At 49.4% G+C, this 24,798-nt stretch carries 21 protein-coding genes; 3 read left to right on the top strand and 18 right to left on the bottom strand.

The genetic code is table 11. The features are described 5' to 3' along the window. Positions 1–36 precede the first annotated feature (36 nt). From truB to HMPREF3190_RS01995, 11 genes are all read right to left on the bottom strand, one after another. Positions 37–1,113 (bottom strand): tRNA pseudouridine(55) synthase TruB, encoded by a 1,077-nt coding sequence (gene truB / locus HMPREF3190_RS02045; RefSeq protein WP_066779884.1) that lies wholly within the window; start codon positions 1,111–1,113, stop codon positions 37–39. Positions 1,114–1,164: 51 nt separating this feature from the next. Beyond that, positions 1,165–2,400: a DHH family phosphoesterase gene (locus HMPREF3190_RS02040; protein WP_066779882.1), complete on the bottom strand. Its 1,236-nt coding sequence runs from the start codon at positions 2,398–2,400 to the stop codon at positions 1,165–1,167. Beyond that, positions 2,390–2,779, bottom strand: coding sequence for a 30S ribosome-binding factor RbfA (rbfA, locus tag HMPREF3190_RS02035; RefSeq protein WP_066779880.1), 390 nt, complete (start codon positions 2,777–2,779; stop codon positions 2,390–2,392). Before rbfA ends, HMPREF3190_RS02040 begins: the two co-directional genes overlap by 11 nt. Positions 2,780–2,951: 172 nt before the next feature. Beyond that, positions 2,952–5,750: a translation initiation factor IF-2 gene (gene infB / locus HMPREF3190_RS02030; RefSeq protein WP_066779877.1), complete on the bottom strand. Its 2,799-nt coding sequence runs from the start codon at positions 5,748–5,750 to the stop codon at positions 2,952–2,954. Between the two features lie 15 nt (positions 5,751–5,765). Next, positions 5,766–6,131: an RNase P modulator RnpM gene (rnpM, locus tag HMPREF3190_RS02025; RefSeq protein WP_082715086.1), complete on the bottom strand. Its 366-nt coding sequence runs from the start codon at positions 6,129–6,131 to the stop codon at positions 5,766–5,768. 87 nt (positions 6,132–6,218) lie between these two features. After that, a complete protein-coding gene (nusA, locus tag HMPREF3190_RS02020) occupies positions 6,219–7,466 on the bottom strand; it encodes a transcription termination factor NusA (protein WP_066780206.1) in 1,248 nt (415 codons plus the stop codon). A 194-nt stretch (positions 7,467–7,660) separates the two neighbouring features. Continuing rightward, on the bottom strand, positions 7,661–8,128 hold the full coding sequence (locus HMPREF3190_RS02015; RefSeq protein WP_066779875.1) for a ribosome maturation factor RimP: 468 nt from the start codon (positions 8,126–8,128) through the stop codon (positions 7,661–7,663). Positions 8,129–8,463: 335 nt separating this feature from the next. Then, on the bottom strand, positions 8,464–9,681 hold the full coding sequence (locus HMPREF3190_RS02010; protein ID WP_082715085.1) for an ABC transporter substrate-binding protein: 1,218 nt from the start codon (positions 9,679–9,681) through the stop codon (positions 8,464–8,466). Positions 9,682–9,737: 56 nt separating this feature from the next. Beyond that, positions 9,738–10,532, bottom strand: coding sequence for an ABC transporter ATP-binding protein (locus tag HMPREF3190_RS02005; protein WP_066779873.1), 795 nt, complete (start codon positions 10,530–10,532; stop codon positions 9,738–9,740). Next, a complete protein-coding gene (locus HMPREF3190_RS02000; RefSeq protein ID WP_066779871.1) occupies positions 10,525–11,562 on the bottom strand; it encodes a FecCD family ABC transporter permease in 1,038 nt (345 codons plus the stop codon). Before HMPREF3190_RS02000 ends, HMPREF3190_RS02005 begins: the two co-directional genes overlap by 8 nt. 367 nt (positions 11,563–11,929) lie before the next feature. Continuing rightward, complete coding sequence (locus HMPREF3190_RS01995) at positions 11,930–12,883, bottom strand: AEC family transporter (RefSeq protein ID WP_066779869.1); 954 nt, start codon at positions 12,881–12,883, stop codon at positions 11,930–11,932. Positions 12,884–13,047: 164 nt separating this feature from the next. Here HMPREF3190_RS01995 and HMPREF3190_RS07405 point away from each other — a divergent pair, with 164 nt between their 5' ends. After that, positions 13,048–13,254 (top strand): hypothetical protein, encoded by a 207-nt coding sequence (locus HMPREF3190_RS07405; RefSeq protein ID WP_156425682.1) that lies wholly within the window; start codon positions 13,048–13,050, stop codon positions 13,252–13,254. A gap of 161 nt (positions 13,255–13,415) precedes the next feature. On the opposite strand, the gene ilvC is transcribed toward HMPREF3190_RS07405, so the two are convergent. From ilvC to ilvD, 4 genes are all read right to left on the bottom strand, one after another. Continuing rightward, positions 13,416–14,411 carry a ketol-acid reductoisomerase gene (ilvC, locus tag HMPREF3190_RS01985; RefSeq protein ID WP_066779865.1) on the bottom strand — a complete coding sequence of 332 codons (996 nt, stop codon included), beginning with the start codon at positions 14,409–14,411 and terminating at the stop codon, positions 13,416–13,418. Between the two features lie 245 nt (positions 14,412–14,656). Continuing rightward, entirely contained in the window at positions 14,657–15,142 is a 486-nt protein-coding gene (gene ilvN, locus HMPREF3190_RS01980; RefSeq protein WP_066779863.1) for an acetolactate synthase small subunit, read from the bottom strand. Then, on the bottom strand, positions 15,139–17,094 hold the full coding sequence (gene ilvB, locus HMPREF3190_RS01975; RefSeq protein WP_449676017.1) for a biosynthetic-type acetolactate synthase large subunit: 1,956 nt from the start codon (positions 17,092–17,094) through the stop codon (positions 15,139–15,141). Before ilvB ends, ilvN begins: the two co-directional genes overlap by 4 nt. Further along, on the bottom strand, positions 17,091–18,764 hold the full coding sequence (ilvD, locus tag HMPREF3190_RS01970; RefSeq protein WP_066779862.1) for a dihydroxy-acid dehydratase: 1,674 nt from the start codon (positions 18,762–18,764) through the stop codon (positions 17,091–17,093). The genes ilvB and ilvD overlap by 4 nt, the downstream gene beginning before the upstream one ends. Positions 18,765–18,969: 205 nt before the next feature. Here ilvD and HMPREF3190_RS01965 point away from each other — a divergent pair, with 205 nt between their 5' ends. Beyond that, on the top strand, positions 18,970–19,140 hold the full coding sequence (locus HMPREF3190_RS01965; RefSeq protein WP_449676015.1) for a hypothetical protein: 171 nt from the start codon (positions 18,970–18,972) through the stop codon (positions 19,138–19,140). Positions 19,141–19,606: 466 nt separating this feature from the next. On the opposite strand, the gene HMPREF3190_RS01960 is transcribed toward HMPREF3190_RS01965, so the two are convergent. The 3 genes from HMPREF3190_RS01960 to HMPREF3190_RS01950 all read right to left on the bottom strand — a co-directional run bounded on the left by HMPREF3190_RS01960 (position 19,607) and on the right by HMPREF3190_RS01950 (position 22,477). Continuing rightward, positions 19,607–20,008, bottom strand: a complete 402-nt coding sequence (locus HMPREF3190_RS01960) for a chorismate mutase (RefSeq protein WP_066779856.1) — start codon at positions 20,006–20,008, stop codon at positions 19,607–19,609. 193 nt (positions 20,009–20,201) lie between these two features. Beyond that, a complete protein-coding gene (gene aroF, locus HMPREF3190_RS01955; protein WP_066779854.1) occupies positions 20,202–20,999 on the bottom strand; it encodes a 3-deoxy-7-phosphoheptulonate synthase in 798 nt (265 codons plus the stop codon). A gap of 392 nt (positions 21,000–21,391) precedes the next feature. Further along, on the bottom strand, positions 21,392–22,477 hold the full coding sequence (locus tag HMPREF3190_RS01950; RefSeq protein ID WP_066779852.1) for an undecaprenyl-diphosphate phosphatase: 1,086 nt from the start codon (positions 22,475–22,477) through the stop codon (positions 21,392–21,394). A gap of 457 nt (positions 22,478–22,934) precedes the next feature. Between HMPREF3190_RS01950 and guaA the strand changes: the two genes are divergently transcribed. Continuing rightward, complete coding sequence (guaA, locus tag HMPREF3190_RS01940; RefSeq protein ID WP_449674006.1) at positions 22,935–24,650, top strand: glutamine-hydrolyzing GMP synthase; 1,716 nt, start codon at positions 22,935–22,937, stop codon at positions 24,648–24,650. Positions 24,651–24,798: the final 148 nt, after the last annotated feature.

The following is a 24,798-nucleotide window of genomic DNA, read 5'->3' as shown; positions in this document are numbered from 1 at the left end:
ATATATCTGTGTCTGTATCGGGGTGTGCTGTTTATGCTACGTGCAGCGCACACCCTGGGCAAACACGCATTGAGCTCGCAGGTAAGGGTTATCATCTGCACCTTTATAAACTGCCTGCAACACGCGCGCGCCATTGGTGTACGCCACAAGCGAATAATAGCGCGGAACAGACGCGTGTGCGGACGCAAGAACGGACATTCCAGCAGATACACAAACGGATTCAGATGCACCAGCAGCTGCATGCGCGCTTTCGGGCGCGGGCTTTCCGTGCGAGTCACAATCAATAACAGAACACGTGTGAAGCAAAAGCTCGTTGCCGCACAACACGCGCGTAAGCTGCTGTGATGATAGTTCAATAACCGGAAATTGCAAAGCCTGCACAGGGTCAAGCATTCCAGGAATAGGTTTATCAGCGTTTATGCTGCTAAGCTGCTCGAGCGGTACGCATTGATCAAGCTTAATCGAACCAGCGCGCACACGCGTAAGTTCTGCCGCAAATGCACAGCACCCTGCCCGTTTTCCAATATCTTGAGCAAGCGTGCGAATATAGGTACCTTTTGACACATGAAAACGAACGTTCCACGTAGTAACAGCATGGGGAAATCCGGAAAATATGCGCTGTTCACACCCAAGTAACCGCGCGCTATACACTTCAATCGTTCGCTTGGGAATGCACACATCCACACCCTTGCGCGCAAGAACATAAGCGCGTGTGCCACCAACACTAATGGCGCTGTACGCAGGAGGTTGTTGCTGCTGGACGCCCACAAACGATTGAAGCAATTCTGTTGCAAACGAGCGTTGCAACAATTGTTCGCTGCACGGTGCACGTTCTATAATTTCACCTTCAATATCAGCAGTTGATGTAGCATAACCAAAAGCAATACATACATCATAGACTTTTGAGTGACCCACCATAAATGCATCAAGGCGACACGCGGGACCAACCATTAACGGCAGAACACCGCTTGCAAATGGATCAAGCGTTCCGGTATGACCAACACGTCGCTCACCGCTTGCACGACGCAGTGCGCTCACAACATCATGCGAGCTACATCCGCTGGGTTTTTGAACGCCTATCAGGCACGAAAGAGATGTCGCTCCCCGTTTCATACGTTGTTACACACCTTGTACTATCGTGAGTTTCTTATAAATGCACAGGAATTAAGCACGTACACGCTGAATTTCTTCAGGAAGCGTTGCATACAGCGTTGGCAACAGCGCTGCTACGCGGTTACACGCCTCGTCAAGTGAAGCGTCGTGAATCGTAAAACCAGCTGCGCCAATATGCCCGCCGCCGCCAAAGTTCTGAGCCAACATGCGCACATTCGCACACAACTTTGAACGCGCGCTACAACGAATACCATCAGGCGTTTCGCGCAGCATAACGGCAACCTCTACGCCTTCGATCGAGCGCAGTGCATTCACAAGATCCTCTGAATCGGATAGCGTTGCATGCAGCTGCGTGAAATCATCAAGCGCAAGCGAACTGATAACGCAGGTATTTTCGCAGTAAAAACGAGCACGCGAAATGGTACGTGCCTGCAACTTGTACGAAGCAAGCGTACGGCGCTGAAACATAAAAGATGACGTGAGTGCAACATTCGCACCATAGTGAAGCAGCGAGCAGGCGCACTCAAAAGCATCAAGGTCGGTGTTACCGTATTGAAACGAACCCGTGTCGGTTGCAAGGCCTGTAAACGCACACTGCGCTGCAGCGGAAGAAAGCGTAGCGCCTTGTTGTTCAAGCATCAGGCACACGCGCCACACCAAAAGCGATGCTGCGGCAGCGCGCGGATTCACATACACATACTGCGTCATCGTGGTGTCGCACGCGTGGTGATCGATAGTGATGCTTACCGGAGCTGCTTGCAATATCTGCGCACCGGCGCCAATTCTGTCAAGTGTTGGAACATCAACAGCAACAAAACAGCCGCACTCACCATGAAATTCTTCAGCAGGAACAATCGAGTTTATGCCTGGAAGAAACTGAAACGCACTATCGAGTGGCGTGTTACTTACGCGAATGCAGGTTGCTGTTTTGCCCATACTGCGCAGTGCATGCATAAGCGCTAGTTGCGCGCCAAGGCAGTCGCCATCAGGATTAACGTGACCTGTTATTACGAAATTGTCGCACATGCAAAGCTGCTGCACAATCTCGCTCAATGTTGTATTACTCTGTGGCGTAACGCCATCGCGCGACAAGCCAAAAGCGCTGGTAGCAGGATTACTTTCTGATGAAGAAGCCAGAACGGGTGCGGGGTTGGGGCTAGATGCGGGCACAGGTTCATGCGCTGCTGGAGTATTCTGTGCAACCGTAAGCTTCTTGCCTGCTTGTTGCTTATGTTCTACCACGTCACGCTCATGTAACGAGGAAGAGTGCAGTGTGCTATTCGTCATGCGCTCCCCCATCTTCTTGAAGATTATTCAACTGTTCGCGGCGCTTACGTTCACGCATAAGCGCCTGCGTGATAGCTTGTGCCTGATCAACACTGGTATCAAGCATAAAACGCAATTCAGGAACAACGCGCCATGACAGCTTTTTCCCGATGGAACTACGAAACTTTGGCGTTGCGCGTTTCAAGATGTCAAGGACGGTATCATAGCTAGCGCTATCTGCGGAAACGTACACGTTGCATACCGAACGGTCGAAGCTCACTTCGCAATCGGTAACTGTCACCAAACGCAAGCGCGGGTCGGAAATTTCGAACAATAATGTTTCAGCAATAACTTGACGTGCCTGTTCATTAACACGCTTACTGCTTGCTTTTTGTTTCATATGCTCTCAACTCCTCACTGTTCAAAACAGTTTTAATCCACGCGCTCTACCTGCGAAAACTTGTACGAATACGCGCAACAAACCAAATACAAGCCACATACTGAAACACATACACTCACGTTCCTGACAGGGGGCTTGAAAAAAACAATCAGCGCCACCAGGAAAGACATGGTTATTCCGTACGCTCTACTTCTTTCTCCACAAAGCCTTCGATGGTATCGCCCACCTTTAAGTCTTGAAAGCCGTTAATACCCAAACCACATTCATAACCAGCGCGAACCGACTTCACGTCATCTTTAAAGCGGCGCATACTTGCAAGCGTTCCTTCAAAGATAATCGTTCCTGCACGCACGATACGCACTTTGTCGTCGCGGTTCATTTCGCCTTCAACCATATAACAACCAGCAATTGTTCCTACTTTTGGAACTTTGAACAGATCGCGCACTTCTGCAATACCGGTATCTTCTTCAACGATATCCGGCGAAAGCATGCCAATGCGTGCAGCGTTGATTTCCTCAAGTGCCTGGTAGATTACGCGATACAAGCGAATGTCCACCTTTTCTTTTTCAGCAAGCTGCTTCGATTTACCCGTAGGACGAACATTAAAGCCAATGATGATTGCATCCGATGCCGCAGCCAGCGTAACATCGGTTTCAGTAATACCACCAACAGCAGAGTGAACAATATTGATGCGAACTTCAGACTGATCCATTTTGTCGAACGCATCGCGCAAGGCCTCAATTGAGCCCTGGACGTCAGCTTTCACGATAAGGTTCAAATCGGCAATCTTACCTTCTTCGATGCGGCCAAACAAATCGTCAAGCGACATATGCGCTTTCGCATCTTGCGCAGCCAAACGAGCACGCAACTGACGCTCTTCTGCTAATTTGCGAGCGTCACGTTCGTCTTCAAATACCCGGAACTCATCGCCTGCAACAGGAACTGAGTTCAAACCTAAAACTTCTACTGGATCGGCTGGTCGAGCAGCTGAAACTTGCTCGCTGTGCGGATCAAGCAACGCGCGCACACGTCCATACGATGTGCCTGCAACCACTGCATCACCCGGATGAAGCGTACCGCGCTGAACAAGCACCGTTGCCACAGGTCCGCGGCCTTTATCGAGATTCGCTTCAATAACAAAACCTGATGCAGGCGCATTAGGATTGGCTTTCAGCTCAAGCACATCTGCTTGCAGCAAAATGGTTTCCAGCAAATCGTCAATGTGCAAGCGTTTTTTAGCAGACACTTCCACAAACATGTTCTGGCCGCCCCATTCTTCAGGCACAACATCATAATTCACAAGCTCTTGACGAACGCGGTCGGGGTTTGCACCAGGCTTATCAATCTTATTCACGGCAACTACAATAGGAACATGAGCTGCACGCGCGTGGTTTATCGCCTCGATGGTTTGCGGCATAACGCCGTCATCTGCAGCAACAACAAGCACGATAATGTCAGTTACCTGTGCACCGCGCGCACGCATGGCAGTAAATGCTTCGTGACCAGGCGTATCAATAAACGCAATCTGACGATCGCCTACCTTTACCACGGACGCACCAATATGCTGCGTAATACCGCCTGCCTCACCTTCTGCAACACCCGTATGACGAATAGCATCAAGCAGTGATGTTTTACCATGATCAACATGACCCATAACCGTAACAACCGGTGGTCGCGGCAACAAATCTTCTTCACTGTCGTGATATACAACGGCAAATTCCTCTTCTGGCGACACGACGCGCACCTTGCGGTCCATGTCATCGGCAACAAGCTCCATCAGATCATCGCTCATCGATTGCGTAAGCGTAAGAACCTGTCCCAACATAAACAGGCGTTTAATCACTTCATTAGGAGGAACATTCAGTAGCTCAGCAAACTTCTGAACGCTGGCGCCTTGAGGAATTTCACACACCGAATCGTCCAGAACCAAACTTGGATCAAGACCTTTTTCCCGTGCTTCCATCTCAAGACGCTCGCGCGCTTCAGCTTCACGCTTCTCTTTGCGCTTTTTGCGACGGCCTTCGCCCTCATGCGTATTAGCTGCTAAAACAGCTGCACGAGCCTCTGCAAGCACTTTGTCGCGCTGTAATTTTTCCACTTGAACAGCCATGCGCGCATAACGATCTTCCTCGCTTGCCTGTTCAAGCTCGGGAACAACCTGGTGTCCATGTGAAGGCTTGTTCTTATGAGTGGTATGCTTTTGCGCATGAACATTTTCATCTTTTTGATGCTTGCTTGGTTTTTTGTGTTGTGGCGCTTGAGCGGCACCATGCGCAATACGCTTCTTTTCAGATTCAATTTGCGACAAGAGCGCATCAAAGCGGGAAGCGTGCTGCGCGCTGTGCGTTTTTACGCTTGCTTGCTGCACATCCGATGAAGCACTTACGGTGTCATCAAGCGCTGTACTCGAAGTGGGTTTGTCGGTTTTTTTGCCACGAGAACGCAGCTGTTCTTCAACACGTTGGCGTTTTGCAACGGCGGCTGCAAGACGGCGATTGCGCTCTTCTTGTTCACGGCGGGCTTTTTCTTGACGAACACGTAAACGCTCTGCGGCAATTTGTTCCTCAAGACCCTTGAAAGGAGAAGCGGGAGAAGCAGCAGGAGCGGGTACGGTGTGTGTTGGTGATGAACTTGACGCAGAAACTTGTTCTTTTTCTTGTGCATTTTCACGCTTTGCCTGCTCAGCGGCACGTCTCGCACGTTCTTTTTCAACAGCTTCACGGCGCAGCTGCTCTTCGCGTTCACGCTCTTGCTCTTCAGCGCTTTTTGCAACGCCTTTTGCACCTGATTGATCTTTCGAACTTGAAGCAGATGACGTACTCATAGCCGCGCGTATTTGTGCTACTTGATCGTCTTCAAGCATAGAAGCATGGCTTTTAGCCGGGATCTTCATTTTTCGGATAGCATCAAGCATTTCTTTGCTTGAGAGATTAAACTCTTTCGCCAACTCATGAACGCGCATTTGTGCCATAAACCACTCCTTAGCTTAACGCTTATCAATGAAAACACTCTGTACTTGCATAGAGAGCGCCTTTAGTTCGTCTTGAGAGATTTGCGTTTTAAGTGCTCGCTGTAATTTTGAACTGCGCAGTGCTTGTTCAAAACAAGAATGTGAACACACATAAGCCCCTCGTCCAGGCTTTTTGCCTGATGTATCAAGCAGCAAACTACCTTCGGGAGTTCTCACAATGCGCACAAGGTCGCATTTACTGGCACTGGTGCCACACACTATGCAACTACGCAAACGCTTCGGTGCTGTGTGTTGGTGGCGGTGCTGTGGTTGCTGCGGCTGATGTTCCTGTTGTTGCTGGTCATGCTGCTGTGAGTGCGCGTGCTGGTCATGCTGATTCATTGTGCTATCCCCCTTTCCAGAAAAGCTGCTTTTTAAAACCTACGTATTGTATAAATCAAACGTATACTAGTACTGCTTGTTGCTTTACTACTTGTTGCTCGTTTCCCCTGTTGTGTCTGTGTTTTCCTGTGCTTCCATATGCGCATGGATGCCACAATAACGCGAGTTCGGGCGTGCATGATTTCTGCAGGGGAAACCGTCTTCCCCAATGTAGGCGCAGAAATCGCCAGCTTCATCAGAAGGAACATCAATTAACAAGTCGTCAGCTTGAATTTCAGGAGTCGGTTCATAAGACGCCGACTTAATATCGATATGCCAGCCTGTTAGACGCGCTGCTAAACGTGCATTTTGCCCCTCTTTGCCAATAGCAAGAGAAAGCTGATCGTCAGGAACAAGCACCGTTGCATATTGACGTTCAGTATCAACCGTTACATGTGATATGCGTGCAGGTGAAAGCGCATTTGCTACATATACAGCTGGATCTTCACTCCATTGAATAACATCAACGCGCTCGTTATGCAGCTCTTCAACAACCATGCGAACGCGACTACCTTTAGGCCCAACGCATGCACCAACAGGGTCAAGATTACCCTCACGTGAACTAACCGCAACTTTCGAACGAATACCTGGCTCGCGCGCGATTGATTTAATTTCAACGAGGCCTTCATAAATCTCTGGAACTTCAATTTCAAACAAACGACGAATTAAATCGGGATGCGTACGGCTTACGACAATCGTAGGACGTGCGAGGTCGCCACGCTGACGCGGTGAAGCACTGAGCGGATCGCGTACTTCGATAATCAGGACTTTCAAACGCTGATTATGACGGTATCGTTCACCAAAAGGACGCTCATTGCGCTCATTAGGATACTTTTCAGTGTCAAAATGGGGAAGCTCAGCTTCAATGCCATCGCGAATTTTAATGATCGTGAAATCAGGTGTTCCTTGCAAAACTGTTCCTGTTACAAGATCGCCCACACGCTGCGAAAACTCCTGATAGATAGACTGTCTACCCGCATCGCGAACAATCGAGGAAATAACACTTTTTGCTGACATAGCAGCAATACGACTTACGTCATCTGGTGTTACATCGCGTTCGGTAAATTCGCTGTATTCCCCTGTTTCAGGATCAGGATCGCCTACAGGAACTAGTTCATAAACATAAATTTTTCCTGATGAGCGATCAATTGTTACACGCGCATCCCAATCGAGATTCAAAATACGCTGATAGCTGTTAGCAAGCGATTCTTCCAAGCGCTCGATAAGATAAAATTCGTCTATCTTCTTCTCATGAGCTAAAGCCTGAAGCGCTTCAATTAATTCTGAAGTTGCCAAAAGACGACCCTTTCTCTTCACTATCTCTTTTTGCGTGCAACACGCACGTATTTACCTGCATCAAAGCTTGTGCACTTGTACACAAGCTGCATGTTTTGTAAGGCTGCAGTCACGCGTCATTCGTTCAGCATACCAGCCAACAAAACAACATCGACTGAACATACTCACGATACAAGCAAGGCGCTTACTTTCTCCTACGAAAACTGCACGGTTCCTTTAACATGAGCCCGCTTAATGTTTGTATACGGAATACTTATGCACTCGCCGCTTACATCAAGCTGTATACCATCATCATCGGTAGAGGCAAGCTGCCCTGTAAAATTCATCGAGCCGTTAACGCTTTCGTAAGTTTTCACGCGTATCGTTTCACCGCACGCGCGAACAAACTGCTCGGGAATACATAAAGGCCTGTCAATGCCAGGAGATGACACCTCAAGCACATACGCTCCCGGGAACGGATCGAGCTTTTCAAGCAAAGCACCAATCCAACTTTGTGCTGCAGCTAAGCAATCAAAACTCACACCGTCGTCCGCATCGATATATACCCTGATAGTTGGTGATTTCTGCGAACCGATAAGCTCAACACACACCAACTCAACATCGTGTTGATTGGCGTATTTACGCAGAAAATCAAACAGTTCTTGTTCACGCGCACTTAGCACTGCGGCTCCTTACTACCAAGGCACTTTCAACCAACGCTTTCAAAGTACACTGCACTCTATACAAAAAGAAAGCGGGACAAAGCCCACTTTCTCATGTGATGAAAGTTGTACTTTTCAGAAATGCTTCTTCAATCAAACACAATGCTCGTGCAAAGCATTTGCATTAAACATTAAGCCTGATGCATAATAATGCATTTCCAGAAATTTATTTTTATCACAGTGCGCCTTTTTATGCAAGTAAGACGCACTGTACTAGACTAAAAATGCACAACTCCAAGTCGTAGTTTGCAAGCTCGCGTTGTTGAAATTTTTCGTTAAGCACGCTTGCCTGCATATTACTTCTGATACGTGTAATACCACAAGCCCGAGAACTCAAAGGGTAAGAACTTCTGATAGAACTCTTTTAGCGTTGCGTTAGGATCAACATCTTTGAACTGTTCAGGGAAGCACACTTTAGCAAAGAATTCATAGCTTGAGCAGTCGTATAAATCGCGGCTCAGCGCATGGTGAATAACGTAAATTTCCTTGTTCTTCCACGCATTTAACGCACTCCAACCTGGGCGCTCAGAGAAATATGCGTCCACCAATTTCTTTGTTTGTTCAGCATTGCCTTCAAATCCCATGCGAATTGATGCAGGAGCTTTGGGCCAATACGATCCCGTAAACACAATCTTTTCAGGATTCTTCTTTAGCAAGAACTCAGGATCCATGCTGCCGTAGTTGGAAACAGCGCCTTCACCTATGCTGTTCGCGCCTGCTTCATGAGCAATGCCGCCCCACATATAGCTATTTGGGAACGTATTACCATATTTTTCTGGACCATAAATTCCTACTTCAATGTACATATTAGGACGTTGCTTGGTTTTCAGCGCCTCAGCAACTTTCTTTTCAACATTTTCACGATGCTGCTTGTAGAAGGCAATAATTTCTTTTGCGCGATCTTCTTTGCCAAAAATCTTGCCCATGATCTCGATAGACGCAATGTGGTTCTTCATCGTTTGATCATGAAAATCGATGTAAATGACCTTCATGCCAGCCGCTTCAAGCTTAGGCTGCACGGTATCGGCAGCAGCTTTTTTCTGATCAAGCGGAATGATAGTAACTTCAGCGTTGCTTGAAAGCACCTTTTCAATGTTGAAGTCTTTGCCGATGCTGCCAATTACAGGTACTTTATCCAGTTCAGGAATGCTTTTCGTGTATGCTTTCCACATATCAGCACGATAGTTTTTCAAACCTGCGTCCATACCAGCAATATGCTTGTATACGTCTTTGCCAAACAGCGCCGACATGGTCATAAACGCTCCACCAGAACCTGAGTACTGAATGATAGCTTTGTCAACTGGCTTATTGAAGGTGTAGGTTTTGCCGTCAACATCAGTAATGGTAATTTTTGATGGAGCTGCCTGCCCACTTGCAGCTTTATCATTTTGCTGCGCAGCAGGCTTTGAGCAGCCACTTAAAGAAACGCTCAAGCCAACGCACAATACCAGTGCGCATAAAGCTGCACACGCTGCCTTACTTACATAACGCAGCTTTGTTGAAATGTTGTTCATTACGTCCTCCTTGAAATCTCTCTTATCTTGTTCGTATCGATAGAAATACGCGCGTCTCACGTGGTGTTGGGGTGTTCACTTTGCGTAGCCGCAGGTCCAAGCGCTACCAAATGTGAAACACCATGCGAGTCAACAAACGGCTCACACTCAACGCCATATACATCACGAAGCATACGCTGGGTAAATACTTCCTTAGGCGTACCGTGTGCATACACGCGTCCGTCTTTGAAAATTACCATGTTATCGGCATATTCTGCAGCGAGTGCTACATGATGAAGCGTGATAATAGTTGTGCACGAAAGTGTGCGCGTCATATCTCGAAGCTGGGTGAGCAGACGAAACTGCCATTGCAAGTCGAGCGCGCTCGTGGGCTCGTCCATCAGCAAAATCTGCGGATCTTTCACAAGCGCCTGAGCAACAAAGGCCATTTGACGCTGACCACCAGATAGTTCTGAAACATAGCGGTTTGCCAAGTGCGACAGCTTTAAAAACTCAAGCGTTTCGCTTACTTTCTTTTCATCTTCAGGCGTTACTTTAAGTCCAAGATTGAACAAACGCCCCAGTAATACTAGTTCAAAAACGGTAAAGCGAGCAGCGCAGTTCGTGTTTTGATCAAGGTAGCCAAGCATTTGAAAGAAACGCTCGCGCGGCAGGGCGCACATATCGGTATCGCCGTAAAAAACATGTCCCTGAAAAGAATTGATTCGTGCAACGGCTCGCATAAACGTTGATTTTCCCGAACCGTTCGCACCAAGTACAACCGTAATTTCGCCAGGCTTTGCAAGCATACTGATATCTTCAAGAACGCAATGTTTGCCGTACGAAAAATGCAGGTGTTCAACTTTAAGCATGAATGCCTCCCTTCCCTGCTTTTAGTAGCAAGAAGAAGAAAAATGGAACACCAATAAGCGATGTTACTATGCCGATGGGGAAAATAACGCCCGGCAAAATGATTTTGCTAACTGTGGAAGCAACTGAAAGCAAAAGCGCGCCTAAGCATGCCGACATGGGTAAGAAAAAGCGCTGGTCTTCGCCAATAATCATGCGTGCAATGTGCGGCGCAACAATGCCAACAAATCCGATGCTTCCCACAAACGAAACCGCCGTAGCAGTTAGAAGCGAAATCAGAATAAAGGTAACTTTGCGCAAACGCGACACATCAACACCCATGCTGCGCGCTTTATCGTCGCCAAGGCGCATGGCGGTAAGTTTCCAGCTTGACGCCAAAAAGACGATAAATACAACAAGAAACACGCAGATCATGATAGAAATATTTATCCAGTTTGCTTTGCTTAAACTGCCGAAGGTCCAAAACACGATTCCGCTGAGCGCTTCGTCGGATGCAAAATATTGCAAAGCAGATTGAATAGCTTGGAAGAAGAACACCATACCGATACCAGCAAGAATCATAAATGCAGATGAGAACTGGCCACGCAAGCTAATGATGTAAATGCCGAAACACGCAAGCAGTGCGAACACAAACGCTGCAGCAGGAAGTGCAAAGCTTCCTAAAATGGTAAGGCTTGATAATCCGCACACCATCACCAGCGAGGCTCCAACGCTTGCACCAGCGGAAACACCCAAGGTATACGGGCTTGCCAGGGGGTTGTTCAAGATAGTTTGCATAACAGCGCCTGCGCACGCAAGGGAGGCTCCGATAATCAAACCCATCGCTGCAATGGGCAAGCGCATCGTCCACACAATAGCGTAAATGCGCTGGTTAACCGCAGCAGGATTAAACACTGCATCGAAAAATTCTTGAGCAGTTAAGCCCGACGAACCAACCACCACATTGACGATAGCTGCACAAATTGCCAGCACAAATGCTATGAGAAGAATAATTGCACGCTTACGCGTAAGCACTGCATACGTGCCACTCATGCTTCCTCCCTCACTTGTTAGTCGAAATAAGCAACAAAACAAGTACCAAAATTTGCTCGTCCTGCTGTGTTACAAGATAGTATTTTATAACACTATGCGGTAAAAAGGTTTACTTTCTGTAAAATGAAACAAAAAAAGAGAGAAGCGAAACACTTCTCTCTTTGTATGCGTGCATGGAATAATGATGCGCTCGCTCCGTTCATGATAGAGTTTATGCATTTGCAGGTCTTGTGCAAATAAGCAAATCAACGCATTAAACGAAGGAATAGCACGGCACACACAGGTGCGTATTCGCAAGCTCCGACAATATCACGTTCCCAAAATATAGAAAGGTATGCGCAGGGTGTGCATATTCGCGAAAACCGTTTTATTTCACCAGCAAAGCTAATACAGGAATAGTTACCAGCGCTAACACGGTGGTGATAAACGTTCCTTGTGAAACTGAACGAATATCGCCATCGTGCATCAGTGCAAACATAATGCCCATGCTTGCAACGGGCATTCCAGCACCTACCACAATAACGCCCAATATCAGCGGATCTGTAATAAACCAGCGCAAAATAAGCCACAACAATACGGGCACTCCCAGCAAGCGCACGAGTGATGAAATATAGGGAAGCACCTGGTTAAGCATGTCCTTTGGCTTCATCGTTGCAAGTGTAGATCCAATAATCAGCATGGACGCTGGTACGGTAAGTTGTCCGATATAGGCAAAGGTTGAACCAACAAGACCGCCCTTATCGGTAATGCCGAATGCTGCCAGAATAAGCGCTAAAAAGCACGAGAGCATGCACGGGTTCGCAAGGTCACGTGCCACTTTGCGAATACGGCGCTTCAGCGGCACTTTCGTTTTCGTGCCAGCGCCTTTTATCATAGAAACGCCGCACGTAAAAGCAAACAGATTGAACGGAATATTATTGATAACGCCATAAAATACAGCCGTCGGGCCAAAAATGGCACTTAAAATGGGCAAACCGACAAACGACGTATTACCAAACCCAACAATGAACGCGTGCGCTCCGCGCGAAGCGGGCGACAGCTTTGGATAGATGCGCGGCAGCAAAAACGCAACAATCATCATAATAAGGTAAGCAATAATCGAAAAGATAAGAATTTCCATAATGGTGCCAATGCCTGGTAAGCCGGTATTGTTTAATACGCTTGATACCATAAGCGCAGGAAGCGAGAAATTCATCACCAAGCGCGAAAGCATGGTGTCAAACTCCCCGTTCATAAAATCAAGTTTACGTGCTAGAACACCTGCAACCGCTAAAAGCGTTAAAATAAGCATCTGAAATGCTGCATGTGTAAAAACTTCCATGATACGTACAACTTCCCCATTCACTCGACCGAATTTCGCTTATACGTGAACCCCCTCGTCTAAACGCGCAAACAACGCTTTACCTGCAGCTGTGCGTCGCACGCGACGTGTGCGACGTGTGCTGTGCGCAACGTGCACAATGCACGCGCAAAACAATGCTGAGGATGCTGCGCACAAGGCTCGATCGCGTTCCCGATACAGAACCGAAACGCGTTGCCGATGAAAAACCTACATCCGTTCCCGATGCAAAACCTACATCCGTTCCCGATACAGAACCGAAACGCGTTCCCGATGCGAAACCAGGAAAAACAGCCTCTTTACACAACAGAAGGACACCGCAACCGCGATGTCCTTACTTCGTGTTGTTATAACGCTCGTATGAGCAAACTTCACTCAAAGCTTCGTACAATAGTTGGAAAGTATAAAACTCTTCGGCTTGTGATGAGGGATATTCCCCATCTCAACACAAAGATGTCAAATAATTGCAACCTTATGTACACACTCGAAGCGCGAAAATGTGCTACGGTGCGCCTTATTTTTTGAGCCACGTAAACATAGAACGAATGTTAGCTCCCGTTGTTTCAATAAGGTGCGTGTTGATAGCTTCGCGCTGTTCAAGCAGCTGTTTGTGACCATTTTTGCAATCGGCAACAAAATCGGCAGCAAATTCGCCATTTTGAATGCGGCGCAAAATTTCTTTCATGGCAGCGCGCGACTGCTCGTTAATAACTTTGGGACCTGCGTAATATTCACCAAATTCTGCGGTGTTTGAAATTGACGAATTCATGAAGTGAATGCCGCTTTCATACATCAAATCGACAATCATCTTCATTTCGTGGTAGCACTCGAAATACGCAAGCTCAGGCGGATAGCCCGCTTCCGTAAGCGTCTCAAAACCTGCTTTGATAAGCTCGACCAAGCCGCCGCACAATACTGCCTGTTCACCAAACAGATCTTCCTCGGTTTCTTGCGCGAAGGTTGCCTTAATAATGCCTGCACGACCCGCTCCCAAAGCGCAGGCATACGAAAGCGCCAAGTCGAACGCATCGCCCGTGGCGTCTTGCTCAACGCATGCCAAATCGGGAACGCCAGAACCTTCAACAAATTGACGACGTACAATATGACCTGGCCCTTTTGGAGCAATCATGATAACGTTAACGCCTTCAGGAGCTTTAATATAGCCGTAGTGGATATTGAAACCGTGAGCAAAGGCAAGTGTATCGCCCTCTTGCAAATAAGGCGCGATGTGCTTTTCGTACACGTCAGGTTGCAATTCATCGGGAATAAGCACCATGATGAAATCTGCTTCTTTGCAAGCGTCATCAACCGAGAGAACCTTCAGGCCTGCTTTGCGCGCAACGTCAGCCGATTTTGAGCCTTCGTATAAACCAACGCGCACGTCAACACCTGAATCGTGCAAATTCAAAGCATGTGCATGACCCTGCGATCCATAGCCAATGATAGCAACTTTTTTCTGCTTGATTAGTTGTGGGTTGCAGTCTTTCTCGTAATAGATTGTTACTGCCATGATAATCCTTTCTCACCAGATCATGTTATATATCAATCGCGAAAAGAGCGCTCGTATTCCATAACCGCGAGCGCTATCTCGCGCATTGATCACTGTTGTGCTCCTTGGCAAGCGTTTTAGACTGAACGTCTTTGGCGCAGCATCGTTGCTCAGCGTTAGTGACTCAGTACCGTTGCTCAGCGTGGGTGGCTCAGTACCATTCGCTAAGCATCTTAAACTCAGCATTGATGGCTCAGTGCCGCTCGCTAAGCGTCTTTGGCGGAGCGTGCCAAAGATATAGTGCCTGTTCGAATGACCTCTTTTAGCCCGTAGGGACGCAGCAAATCTTCCATTCCTTTCAGCTTTGACGCATCTCCTGTAGCTTCGATAGTGATTGTGTTTCTGCCAACATCTACAATATTTGCGCGGAAAATTTGCACGATTTGCATAATTTCGCTGCGCACTGCCGCATCAGCCATCACGCGCACGAGTACTAATTCGCGCTCAATCGATGATGTATGCGTTAAATCGGTAATTTTATGTACGCTTGTCAGTTTATTCAGCTGCTTGGTAAGCTGCTCGTAGGCAACGCTATCGGCTTCAACAAGAAGCGTGATACGCGATTTCGTTGGATCTTCCGTGTGCCCTACCGAAAGCGATTCAATATTAAAACCGCGCCTTGAAATAAGGCCCGTTACGCGCGAAAGCACGCCCGAGCGATTTTCAACAAGAACCGAGAGAACGTGAATCATCGCACATCCTCCTTTTCGCATTGTTGCTGGTTAGACACGTCTTTTGACTCATCAAGAGAAGCACCTGGCGCAACCATAGGGCTTACCAGTTCATCGCGCGCAATGCGCACATCCAGCAAATACGGCTCCTCAGATGCAAGCATACGCCGATAAGCGCCGGCCAGTTCATCCCAAGAATTTACCTGCTCGGCCTTCCAGTTATACGCGTGCGCAAGCGCCACAAAATGAGGATTTTCCTGCAGTTCAGTGCATATATAGCGCTCATGATAAAACAACTGCTGCCACTGACGCACCATCCCAAGCGCGCGATTGTCAAAAATCACCAGCTTAACGGGAACGTGAGCAAGTGCAGCGGTAGCCATTTCCTGACTGTTCATTTGAATGGAACCATCGCCTGCAACACAAACGACCTGCGTGTGCTGTTGCTGATGCTCGACGCACAAACCAACCGCCGCTCCAATTGCTGCCGGAAAACCAAAGCCCATCGTGCCAGCTCCGCCCGAGGTAAGAAAATGGCGCGGCTTGTTCACGTCAAGATACTGAGCTGCCCACATTTGGTGCTGGCCAACTTCAGTAGTAACAACAATGTCATCTGCGCTTTCGTTTATGAGGCGCGACAGCAACTTCATGGCACGCTGCGGCACAATCGCGCTGGTTTCGGCATCGTATTCAGGCTTGTAAAGCGGATATTCCTGCCTAAGCGCTGCAAGTTGTGCAAGCCATTCCTGCGTATCGGGTCGCAGCGTGTGCTTGGCGAACATGTCGTTCAGCGCATTAAGCACAAGCGCCAAATCGCCAACAACCGGTATCGTCGCTTCCCTATTTTTGCCAATCTCAGCTGGATCGATGTCAATGTGTATCACATCAGCATGCGGCGCAAACGTCTCAAGCTTGCCCGTTACACGATCGGAAAAACGCGTGCCGCACGCAATAATAAGATCGGCGTTGTTCAGTGCATAATTGGCGTAGCGCGAACCATGCATTCCCACAAAACCGAAGTTCAAAGGCTCATCTGTGGGAAGTATTCCCTTCGCCATAAGCGTTGTTACGGCCGGAATATTCGTTTGGCTCATCAGCTGCAAAAGCTGCTGTGAACAGCCAGAACTTATGGCGCCGCCGCCCACATACAGCACGGGCGCGCTTGCTTCACAGATGCGCGTGTGTGCCATGCGAATTTGCTTCGCGTTGCCTTTGTACGTGGGGCGATACGAGGGAATGTTCACGGTATCGGGATAGGCAAAACGCACAAGCTGCGTGGTAATATCGGACGGAATATCCACCAAAACAGGTCCTGGACGTCCCGTTTTAGCAATGTGGAACGCTTCTCGAATAGTGGGCGCAATTTCTTCTGCCGATTGCAGCAAATAACTGTGTTTGACGATAGGCATCGTAATACCAACAATGTCCGATTCTTGAAACGCATCGGTACCAATTAAATGGCGGGGAACTTGGCCGGTAATTACCACCAGCGGCACCGAGTCCATATAGGCAGTTGCAATACCTGTGACCGTGTTCGTAGCGCCTGGTCCGCTGGTTGCAAGCACCACGCCAACGTCGCCCGTTGCGCGCGCGTAACCATCCGCCGCATGAACTGCCGCCTGTTCGTGGCACACCAGCACATGCTGAATTTGCGTGGAGTCGTAGAGCGCGTCATAAATGCGAATGACCTGGCCACCCGGGTATCCAAACAACACGCGAACGCCCTCTGCCTCAAGGGATGCAACCACCGCACGAGCCCCTGTCATGGTTGTTCCTTGCAAGGGGTGTTTGCTACCAATGCCACGAGGCATGCCGCACGTTGCAGCGCTGCGTACGAGGTGCGCGGCGTGCGTAGCAAATGCGGCAGATGGATGTGCGGGTGCTGACGCTGATGCGCCAGGTGCGCCAGATGACCCAGATGAGCCAGGTGCACCAGACGCACACCCCTTATGTTCTGTCTGCTTAGTTTTCACGATACGAAAGCTCCTTCATCTGCAGAACTTACCAATTTGGCATATTTTGCCAATACACCGTGATTGTGTTTCGGTGCGGGCGGCACGAAATTCGCTTTTCTTGTTGCGAGTTCTTCATCAGAAACATTAAGCGTCAGTTGGCCGTGCTCGATATCAACCGTAATCGAGTCGCCTTCTTGCACAAGCGCAATAGGCCCACCAGCTGCAGCTTCAGGACTCACATGGCCAATAGCAGGGCCTTTCGTTGCGCCCGAAAAACGTCCATCGGTAATAAGTGCTACACTTGTTGAAAGCCCCATACCCACAATTGACGAGGTAGGCGTCAACATTTCGCGCATGCCAGGGCCGCCTTTTGGCCCTTCATAGCGAATAACAACAACATCGCCTGGGTGAATTTTACCTGCATTGATGCTTGCACAGGCTTCTTCTTCGCTGTTGAAAACGCGGGCAGGACCGGTGTGCGTAAGCATTTTCGGATCAACGGCGCTTTTCTTGACAATGCCTCCGCGCGGCGCCAAATTTCCATGCAACACTTTAAGTGCTCCAATAGGCGAAAAAGGATTTTCAGCCGTGCGGCACACCTCACCATCGGCAGGTTTTGTGCAATGCTCAAGGTAGTCATCAAGCGGCCCCATGCACGTGAGCGCCGCGTGATCAAGCTTGCCAGCGCGATTAAGCTCGTGCATAACAACAGGAACGCCGCCAACGTAATACAAATCGATAAGCGGACGCGGGCCCGAAGGTTGCAGTTTCACCAGATGAGGCGTGCACGCCGACACCTTGTCCCAGTCGTCCATCGTTATCGGGCAACCCGCTTGGCGCGCGATGGCCGTTAAGTGCAAAACCGTATTTGTAGAACCGCCAAACGCCATGTCGCACGCCATCGCATTGTGAACAGCAGCAGGCGTTACGATGTCCTTCAGGCAAATGCCTTTCTCAAGCAACTCCATCACTTTCATACCCGCGTGTTTCGCAAGGCGCAGACGCTCGGAATACACAGCTGGAATGGTGCCGTTACCAGGAAGCGCGACGCCCAGTGCTTCGCACAGACAGTTCATCGAGTTTGCGGTGAACATACCCGAGCAGCTTCCGCAGGTAGGACATGCCGTTTCTTCGTAGTAGTTCAGCTCGTCGATGCTCATGCGGTGTGCGCACACAGCGGCTGCACCATCGAATAGTGTGTTTAAGTCGGTTGAAGGCCCGCATTTATGAGGCGAAACACCCGGCAGCATAGGGCCACCCGACACAAAAACCGTTGGAATGTTCACGCGCAGCGCACCCAGCAACATACCAGGAACAATTTTGTCACAGTTCGGAATGCATACGATGCCGTCGAAAGCGTGGCCCTGAACTGCGCATTCAAGCGAGTCAGCAATAACATCGCGCGACACCAGTGAATAGTGCATGCCTTCGTGGTTCATGGCAATGCCGTCGCACACGCCGATAGTTGAAATTTCAAAAGGAACGCCACCAGCCATATAAATGCCAGCTTTTACAGCAGCGCAAATTTTATCGAGGTTGTTGTGACCTGGGATGATATCGTTTCGAGAATTGATAACCGCAATCAAGGGGCGTTTGAGCTCTTCGTCGGTCATTCCGTCAGCTTTAAGGAGGGAACGGTGTGGTGCGCGCATCACACCTTGCGTAATTTGCTCGCTTCGTAGGTGCATAATCTTGTCCTTTCTCATCGCACAGGCAGGTGGCACGCATCGTTGCAAAGTTTGCGAAGATGCAGGCGGGTGCACTGTGCGCCCATAAAAAAATCCCTCAGCAAGCAAGCGCTGAAAGGGACCCGAACAAGACTATGGAGCAATAAAACAAAGATTGCAAAGTTGAGCGCGATGTGTAAGAACGAACTGTTGCCGCGTGGCGCGGATGCGTGCCAAGCACGTCGTGGCGGAGGGCGGCGATGCCGTTTCCGTTCCCGCGTGCGAAATCGGACGCGAGGTGCGTCACGTTCCACCTGGTTGCGTTCTCCATGCGCTGTATGCGCAGGAAACATGCGGCGATATCGCAAAACCTGTTCTTACCAAGGCTGGTAACTAAGCAATATGTTTCATTATCAAGTGCCTGTAACGGGGCTTTCCGGCTCAAGCTTACTTACATACATGCAGGAAGGGGTGACTTCATACACGCATGCGTTCACAAGAACTGCTCGTTGGTGACATTCAAAGCGTTCATTGTTGGCTTTCAGCTAACGCCAACTCTCTGTGAAATGAAGAACTTTGTATTTCCAAGTCATCGCATCTCATAAAGTAGTGACAGTATACTCTTATTAGGCGTAAGGTGGCGCGAATTTTTTCGAAATTGCTTGCGAGAAACATACTTTTAACACGCCGCTTGATTGACGCACCATAAAGGCGCAGGTATTGAGGCAGAAGAATTAAACCGCAGGTGAAAATGGAGCTTTGTTGAAGGTGGTTACAGCAATGTTTGCACAGATGGCAGCGCTTGCGGCAGTCGTGACAATTGCAACGATATAAAAGGTCACCGATGGCGGCTCTGCTGGCGCTTATGCTTCTTTGGAGGCGCGTAAAATAGCCTTGAAGATAGACTCCAGCTGTGTTGCATCAAAGGGCGTATTATTCACCGCAGCAATGTGCTCAAAGATTTCTTCTTCGCGGGCAGCATCAAATATTCCCTGTTCCAGCTGCTGTTTAATAGCGCGAATAGCAAGCGAAAAGCGGCAACGTTCCCCCAGAAGATACACCAGCTGCGTATCGATAGTATCAATGCTCTCGCGCCACGTTGCTAACAACTGCTGGCACGTTGCAGCATCGGGTGTTGACGTGCCTGCGACAACTGCATCGCGCAAAGCGGCATCGTGTTCGTTTTTCGTATATGGACGCGGTGCGCACGCTTCCCCCGTGCAAGCATCGTTTTGTTGCGTTTTATCTGTATGCTGAACAGCCATAATACTCTCCTACTTTCCGTGCGTGCAGCCACAAGCGGCATATGCAATGTGCCAAGCTGCCAATCTATCGCACCAATTCTACACGAATGTCGCATCTTGTGCATGATGCGCAACGCAACCGAGAAGCGCCCACGAGGCGAGCCTCGCGTTCCCGAGCGTTCACCAACACCCGTCAAGCACGCAATAACACCAGCTAAACGAGTGTTTTTCCCAAGGCATGAGCGATACCACTCAACTCATCGAACAGGCGCTTAAACTGTTCAAGCGTAAGCTGCTGAGCACTGTCAGAAAGCGCAACATGTGGATTCGGGTGCACCTCAATCATAATAGCATCAGCGCCAGCCGCAAGCGCCGCTTTTGCCAAAGACGGAACTAAATCGCGCTGACCGGCCGCGTGCGAAACGTCAACGCACACAGGAAACGTTGACAGCTTGTGCAAAACGGGCACCGCTGAAATGTCAAGCGTAAAGCGCGTTGCTGTTTCAAAGGTACGTAAGCCGCGCTCGCACAGCATGACGTTTTTGGCGCCTTCGTTGGTAATATACGAGGTGGCAGCCAGCCATTCATCAATCGTTCCCGCAAAACCACGCTTGAACATAACAAGCGAATTGTGCTCGGCCGCCACTTTTCCCATGCGTCGCAGCAGCGAAAAGTTCTGGAAGTTGCGCGCGCCAATTTGCAGGCCATCTACCTGCTTGGCAACGGTTTCGCACATTTCTGTATCGAGCACTTCGGTAAGCGATTTAAGGTGATAATGAGCGCAAACGTCGTGCATGATTTTCACGCCAGGCAAGCCTAAACCCTGGAACGAATGCGGATTGGTGCGCGGTTTGAACGTGCCGCCGCGAATCCACGAAAGCCCCATGTCATGAAAGCATTCTGCCGCTTGGGCGAACTGTTCTTCCGACTCAATAGAACAAGGGCCCACAAACATGATAACTTTGTCTGTTTTACCTGATAAATCGGGTAATTCTTGCTGAGCGATTGCCACGTGTTGCCTCCTTTGTACCGCGTTTGCGCAGGTGATCTGGCTCACCAAAGACGCACAAATCGTGCTTGTCAAACACACAAAGCCGCCGCGCTTAAGACGCATTTTTGATTACGCACAACCATACTACAAGCTTATAAGAAATAAGCAGAAACGTACATTTTTTACAAATTTGCAAAGTTGAACGCTGGCGCGAGAACGAATGCTGGAAGCCTGCGAGGTGCGGTATGAACGGTAACGAGAACGCCTGCGAGGTGCGGGATGAACGGGAATGAGTGCGGTGTGCGGGACGAACGGGAACGGGAACGAGAACACGCCAGCAAAACGCACGCCCATGCATGCATGCAAATTTTATTCGGGCGCTATTTTCGCAAAACTACGTTCGCCGCATGCTTTTATACGTGCAACATGAAATACGCCAGCGCAAGTACACCAATAAGTATGCGATACACGCCAAATGCCGTGAAATCGTGATGTTTTATAAACCCGACCAGGAACTTTATCGCAAGCAGCGATACCAGAAACGCCACAAGAACGCCAATGCCAAGAACGCTCCACTCATACGCAGTAAATGCAAGGCCGTGACGGATAAACTTGATCAAGCCCCAGCCAAACATAATGGGTATAGCCAGGAAAAACGCAAACTCGGTTGCAATCGTGCGTGAGGTGCCCAGCAAGATGGAACCGATGATGATGGCGCCGCTGCGCGATGTACCTGGGATAATGGCAAGGCACTGGAACACGCCAACCGCAAACGCTCGTGTAAGTGACAGTTGGCTAAACGACGTCACACTGGCAACAAGCTCGGAAGAATCGTGCGCTGAACGGGGCGTTTGCTTATCAAACGAAAACGTGCGAACGGGCGCAGCAGTTCCGTTTGCCGTGCCAGCAGCTTTTCCCGATCTAGTCACATCGTTCTCCGCGACACCGCCCACTTCCCCGTCAGTGCTGGGCGCACTCGCTGGTGCGGTGCTTGCATTCCCTGTACAAGCCCGCGAGCTGGATAAACGCGCATGCTTCCCACGCACAACAGCGCTGTTGGCAATGCGACGCTTCAAAATAAGTTCCATTATAATAAATATAAATCCGTATACAATAAGCGCACCCGCAACCACTTTATACGATAAGGAGGCGTCGTTCATGATGTGCGCTTCTATCCATTTGTCAAGCGCAATACCAACAATTGCCGCAGGTATTGAGCCCACAACAATCAGCAGCCACAGGCGCCACGTAGCACGCTTTTCGGCGGAACTTTTCTTAAACGAAAACGGGTTTAGACGCCTAAAAAATGCAGCGATAACAGCCAAGATTGCGCCCAGCTGTATCACTACCAGAAACGTATCGTAAAATTCGGGCGACACATCTAAAGGCCACAGACTGTTAAAAAGCATCATATGCCCAGTTGACGACACGGGCAGCCATTCGGTTATGCCTTCAACAATGCCGAAAAATATCACGTGCAGATAATCGAGAACGTTCATAGGTATCCTTATCGGTAAGAGCAAGCCCTTGCTGTAAACAGGTATTATGCTTCCCAAGCACACATCTTTAACGATGTGACGCGCGCCGGGTTACATCTCTAACACGTGTATGATACCGCGTTTACATCCATCGCAAACGCGGCAGAGGGCAATTTGTGAAAAACACATGGAGTGTGTTCCCACGCATTTCCCAAGCATTCCCATGGGTTTCCCAGGCATTCCCATGGGTTTCCCAGGCATTCCAGCGCGTTTCTCAAGGAGTGTAAACAGTCGTGGAATTTTAGCATACTCGCAAAAATATCTCATAGAGTGGCGCGTAAGCTTATACAATATTGCTGTAGAAGTACGCGCGCACGCAGCGCGCAAGACGTTAAAAATACCTGTTCGCACATGCGCCTAGCAAGACACGCAGAACGCCAAAGGGACGCAGTAGCAAAGACGCAGGAACGCACGCAGCGTGAAAACCGCGCTTGCAAAAGCGCACAGCAGCCCGCGTACACGCAGCAAAGTTGCAGGAATGCAAGGTCGTCGTAAAACACAAGAAAAAGGAGTTACGGTGCAAAACGCAACGCTCGATACCAGCACGGAACAAAAAACGCAAACAGTTGCAGTGCTCGATTTTGGGGCACAATATGGCCAGCTTATCGCGCGGCGCATCCGCGACCTACACGTATATTCCGAAATTTTGCCAGGAACAATTTCTGCTGACGAACTTTTCCAGCGAAAACCCGACGCAATTGTTCTTTCGGGTGGGCCTGCAAGCGTTTACGAGCCCGAAGCGCCCCACATCGACCCCGCAATTTTGCATGCGAACATTCCCCTGTTGGGATTTTGCTATGGCCACCAAAGCATAGCTGATGCGCTCGGCGGCAGTGTTGCGCATACTGAAAAGGGCGAATACGGGGCAGCGCGCCTCATCAAAGCCGCACATTGCGAAAGCGCCTTGCTGGCAGATACGCCCCATGAACAAACCGTATGGATGAGTCATCGAGACAGCGTGCAACACGTTCCCGAAGGCTTTAGCGTAACGGCATCAACCGACATTTGCCCTGTTGCAGCCATGGAAAATGCAAGCATGAACATTTATGCAACGCAATTTCATCCGGAAGTGGCACACACCGAATTCGGCACGCAGATGCTGAAAAACTTCCTGTTCAACATTGCAAAACTAACGCCTGCGTGGAACATGGACAACATTGTTGAAACCCTGTGTGCGCAGATGAAACAACACGTCGGAAACGACCGCGTTATTTTGGCGCTGTCGGGCGGCGTGGATAGCTCGGTTGTGGCAGCGCTGGGAGCGCGCGCCATCGGTAAGCAGATGACCTGCGTATTTATCAATCATGGGCTGCTTCGCAAAAATGAGCCTGAAGAAGTTGAAGCGGTGTTTACGCAGCAATTCGACGTTGACTTTATTCACGTTCATGCTGAAGATCGCTACGCTGAACTGTTGAAAGACGTTGTAGACCCCGAGGAAAAACGCAAGCGCATTGGAACGCAATTCTGGAAAGAGTTCTTTAACGTGGCGCAGCAGCTGGAAGGCGTGCGCTACCTGGCGCAAGGCACTATTTACCCCGACATTATCGAGTCGGGCGCGCGCAAAACGCAAGGCAGCGCGTCAACCATCAAAAGCCACCACAACCTTATCCCCTTCCCTGACGGCGTGCATTTCGACTTAATTGAGCCGCTCGATCACTTTTTCAAGGACGAAGTTCGCAAGCTGGGTTTGGCGCTGGGACTTCCCGAGCACATTGTGTATCGCCAGCCGTTTCCAGGGCCTGGTTTGGCAATTCGCATTATTGGCGCTGTTGACGCGGAAAAGCTTGCCATCCTTAAAAACGCGGACGCGATTGTGCGCGAGGAGCTTGATGCGTATAACAAGCGCCTGTATGAGGAAACGGGCGAGCATAACTCACAGCATGCTGCATGGCAGTATTTCGCTGTTTTGCCTGATGTGAAAAGCGTTGGCGTTATGGGTGACGAACGCACTTACGCGCGGCCTATCATCGTGCGGGCAGTTGAGAGCAGCGATGCGATGACGGCTGATTGGGCGCGACTGCCTTATGATGTACTGGCACGGATAAGCGGACGCATTGTTGCTGAAGTTCCTGGTGTGAACCGCGTTGCGTACGACATCACCAGCAAACCTCCCGCCACTATTGAGTGGGAGTAGGCCGATAGGGTTCTGACCTGCGATTTTGAGTGCCGCACTGTGCCGCTGAGTTTCGTTTCGTACGAGAGTCATGACAAAGCCACCAGCGACGGAGATGAGTAAAAGCGATTAAAGAGCCTCCGTTCCCTGCGTTGGGACGGAGGCTCTT

The organism is Umbribacter vaginalis (assembly GCA_001552935.1).
Taxonomy (GTDB): Bacteria; Actinomycetota; Coriobacteriia; order Coriobacteriales; family Eggerthellaceae; genus Berryella; species Berryella vaginalis.
This window is presented reverse-complemented; position numbering and strand designations above follow the sequence as displayed.

Bases quoted from the DNA above. Each gene is read 5' to 3' on its own strand.
- truB (WP_066779884.1), bottom strand. From the start codon at position 1,113: ATGAAACGGGGAGCGACATCTCTTTCGTGCCTGATAGGCGTTCAAAAA.
- HMPREF3190_RS02040 (WP_066779882.1), bottom strand. From the start codon at position 2,400: ATGACGAATAGCACACTGCACTCTTCCTCGTTACATGAGCGTGACGTG.
- rbfA (WP_066779880.1), bottom strand. From the start codon at position 2,779: ATGAAACAAAAAGCAAGCAGTAAGCGTGTTAATGAACAGGCACGTCAA.
- infB (WP_066779877.1), bottom strand. From the start codon at position 5,750: ATGGCACAAATGCGCGTTCATGAGTTGGCGAAAGAGTTTAATCTCTCA.
- rnpM (WP_082715086.1), bottom strand. From the start codon at position 6,131: ATGAATCAGCATGACCAGCACGCGCACTCACAGCAGCATGACCAGCAA.
- HMPREF3190_RS02010 (WP_082715085.1), bottom strand. From the start codon at position 9,681: ATGAACAACATTTCAACAAAGCTGCGTTATGTAAGTAAGGCAGCGTGT.
- HMPREF3190_RS02005 (WP_066779873.1), bottom strand. From the start codon at position 10,532: ATGCTTAAAGTTGAACACCTGCATTTTTCGTACGGCAAACATTGCGTT.
- HMPREF3190_RS02000 (WP_066779871.1), bottom strand. From the start codon at position 11,562: ATGAGTGGCACGTATGCAGTGCTTACGCGTAAGCGTGCAATTATTCTT.
- HMPREF3190_RS01995 (WP_066779869.1), bottom strand. From the start codon at position 12,883: ATGGAAGTTTTTACACATGCAGCATTTCAGATGCTTATTTTAACGCTT.
- HMPREF3190_RS07405 (WP_156425682.1), top strand. From the start codon at position 13,048: ATGCTGCGCACAAGGCTCGATCGCGTTCCCGATACAGAACCGAAACGC.
- ilvC (WP_066779865.1), bottom strand. From the start codon at position 14,411: ATGGCAGTAACAATCTATTACGAGAAAGACTGCAACCCACAACTAATC.
- ilvN (WP_066779863.1), bottom strand. From the start codon at position 15,142: ATGATTCACGTTCTCTCGGTTCTTGTTGAAAATCGCTCGGGCGTGCTT.
- ilvD (WP_066779862.1), bottom strand. From the start codon at position 18,764: ATGCACCTACGAAGCGAGCAAATTACGCAAGGTGTGATGCGCGCACCA.
- HMPREF3190_RS01965 (WP_449676015.1), top strand. From the start codon at position 18,970: ATGCGTGCCAAGCACGTCGTGGCGGAGGGCGGCGATGCCGTTTCCGTT.
- HMPREF3190_RS01960 (WP_066779856.1), bottom strand. From the start codon at position 20,008: ATGGCTGTTCAGCATACAGATAAAACGCAACAAAACGATGCTTGCACG.
- HMPREF3190_RS01950 (WP_066779852.1), bottom strand. From the start codon at position 22,477: ATGAACGTTCTCGATTATCTGCACGTGATATTTTTCGGCATTGTTGAA.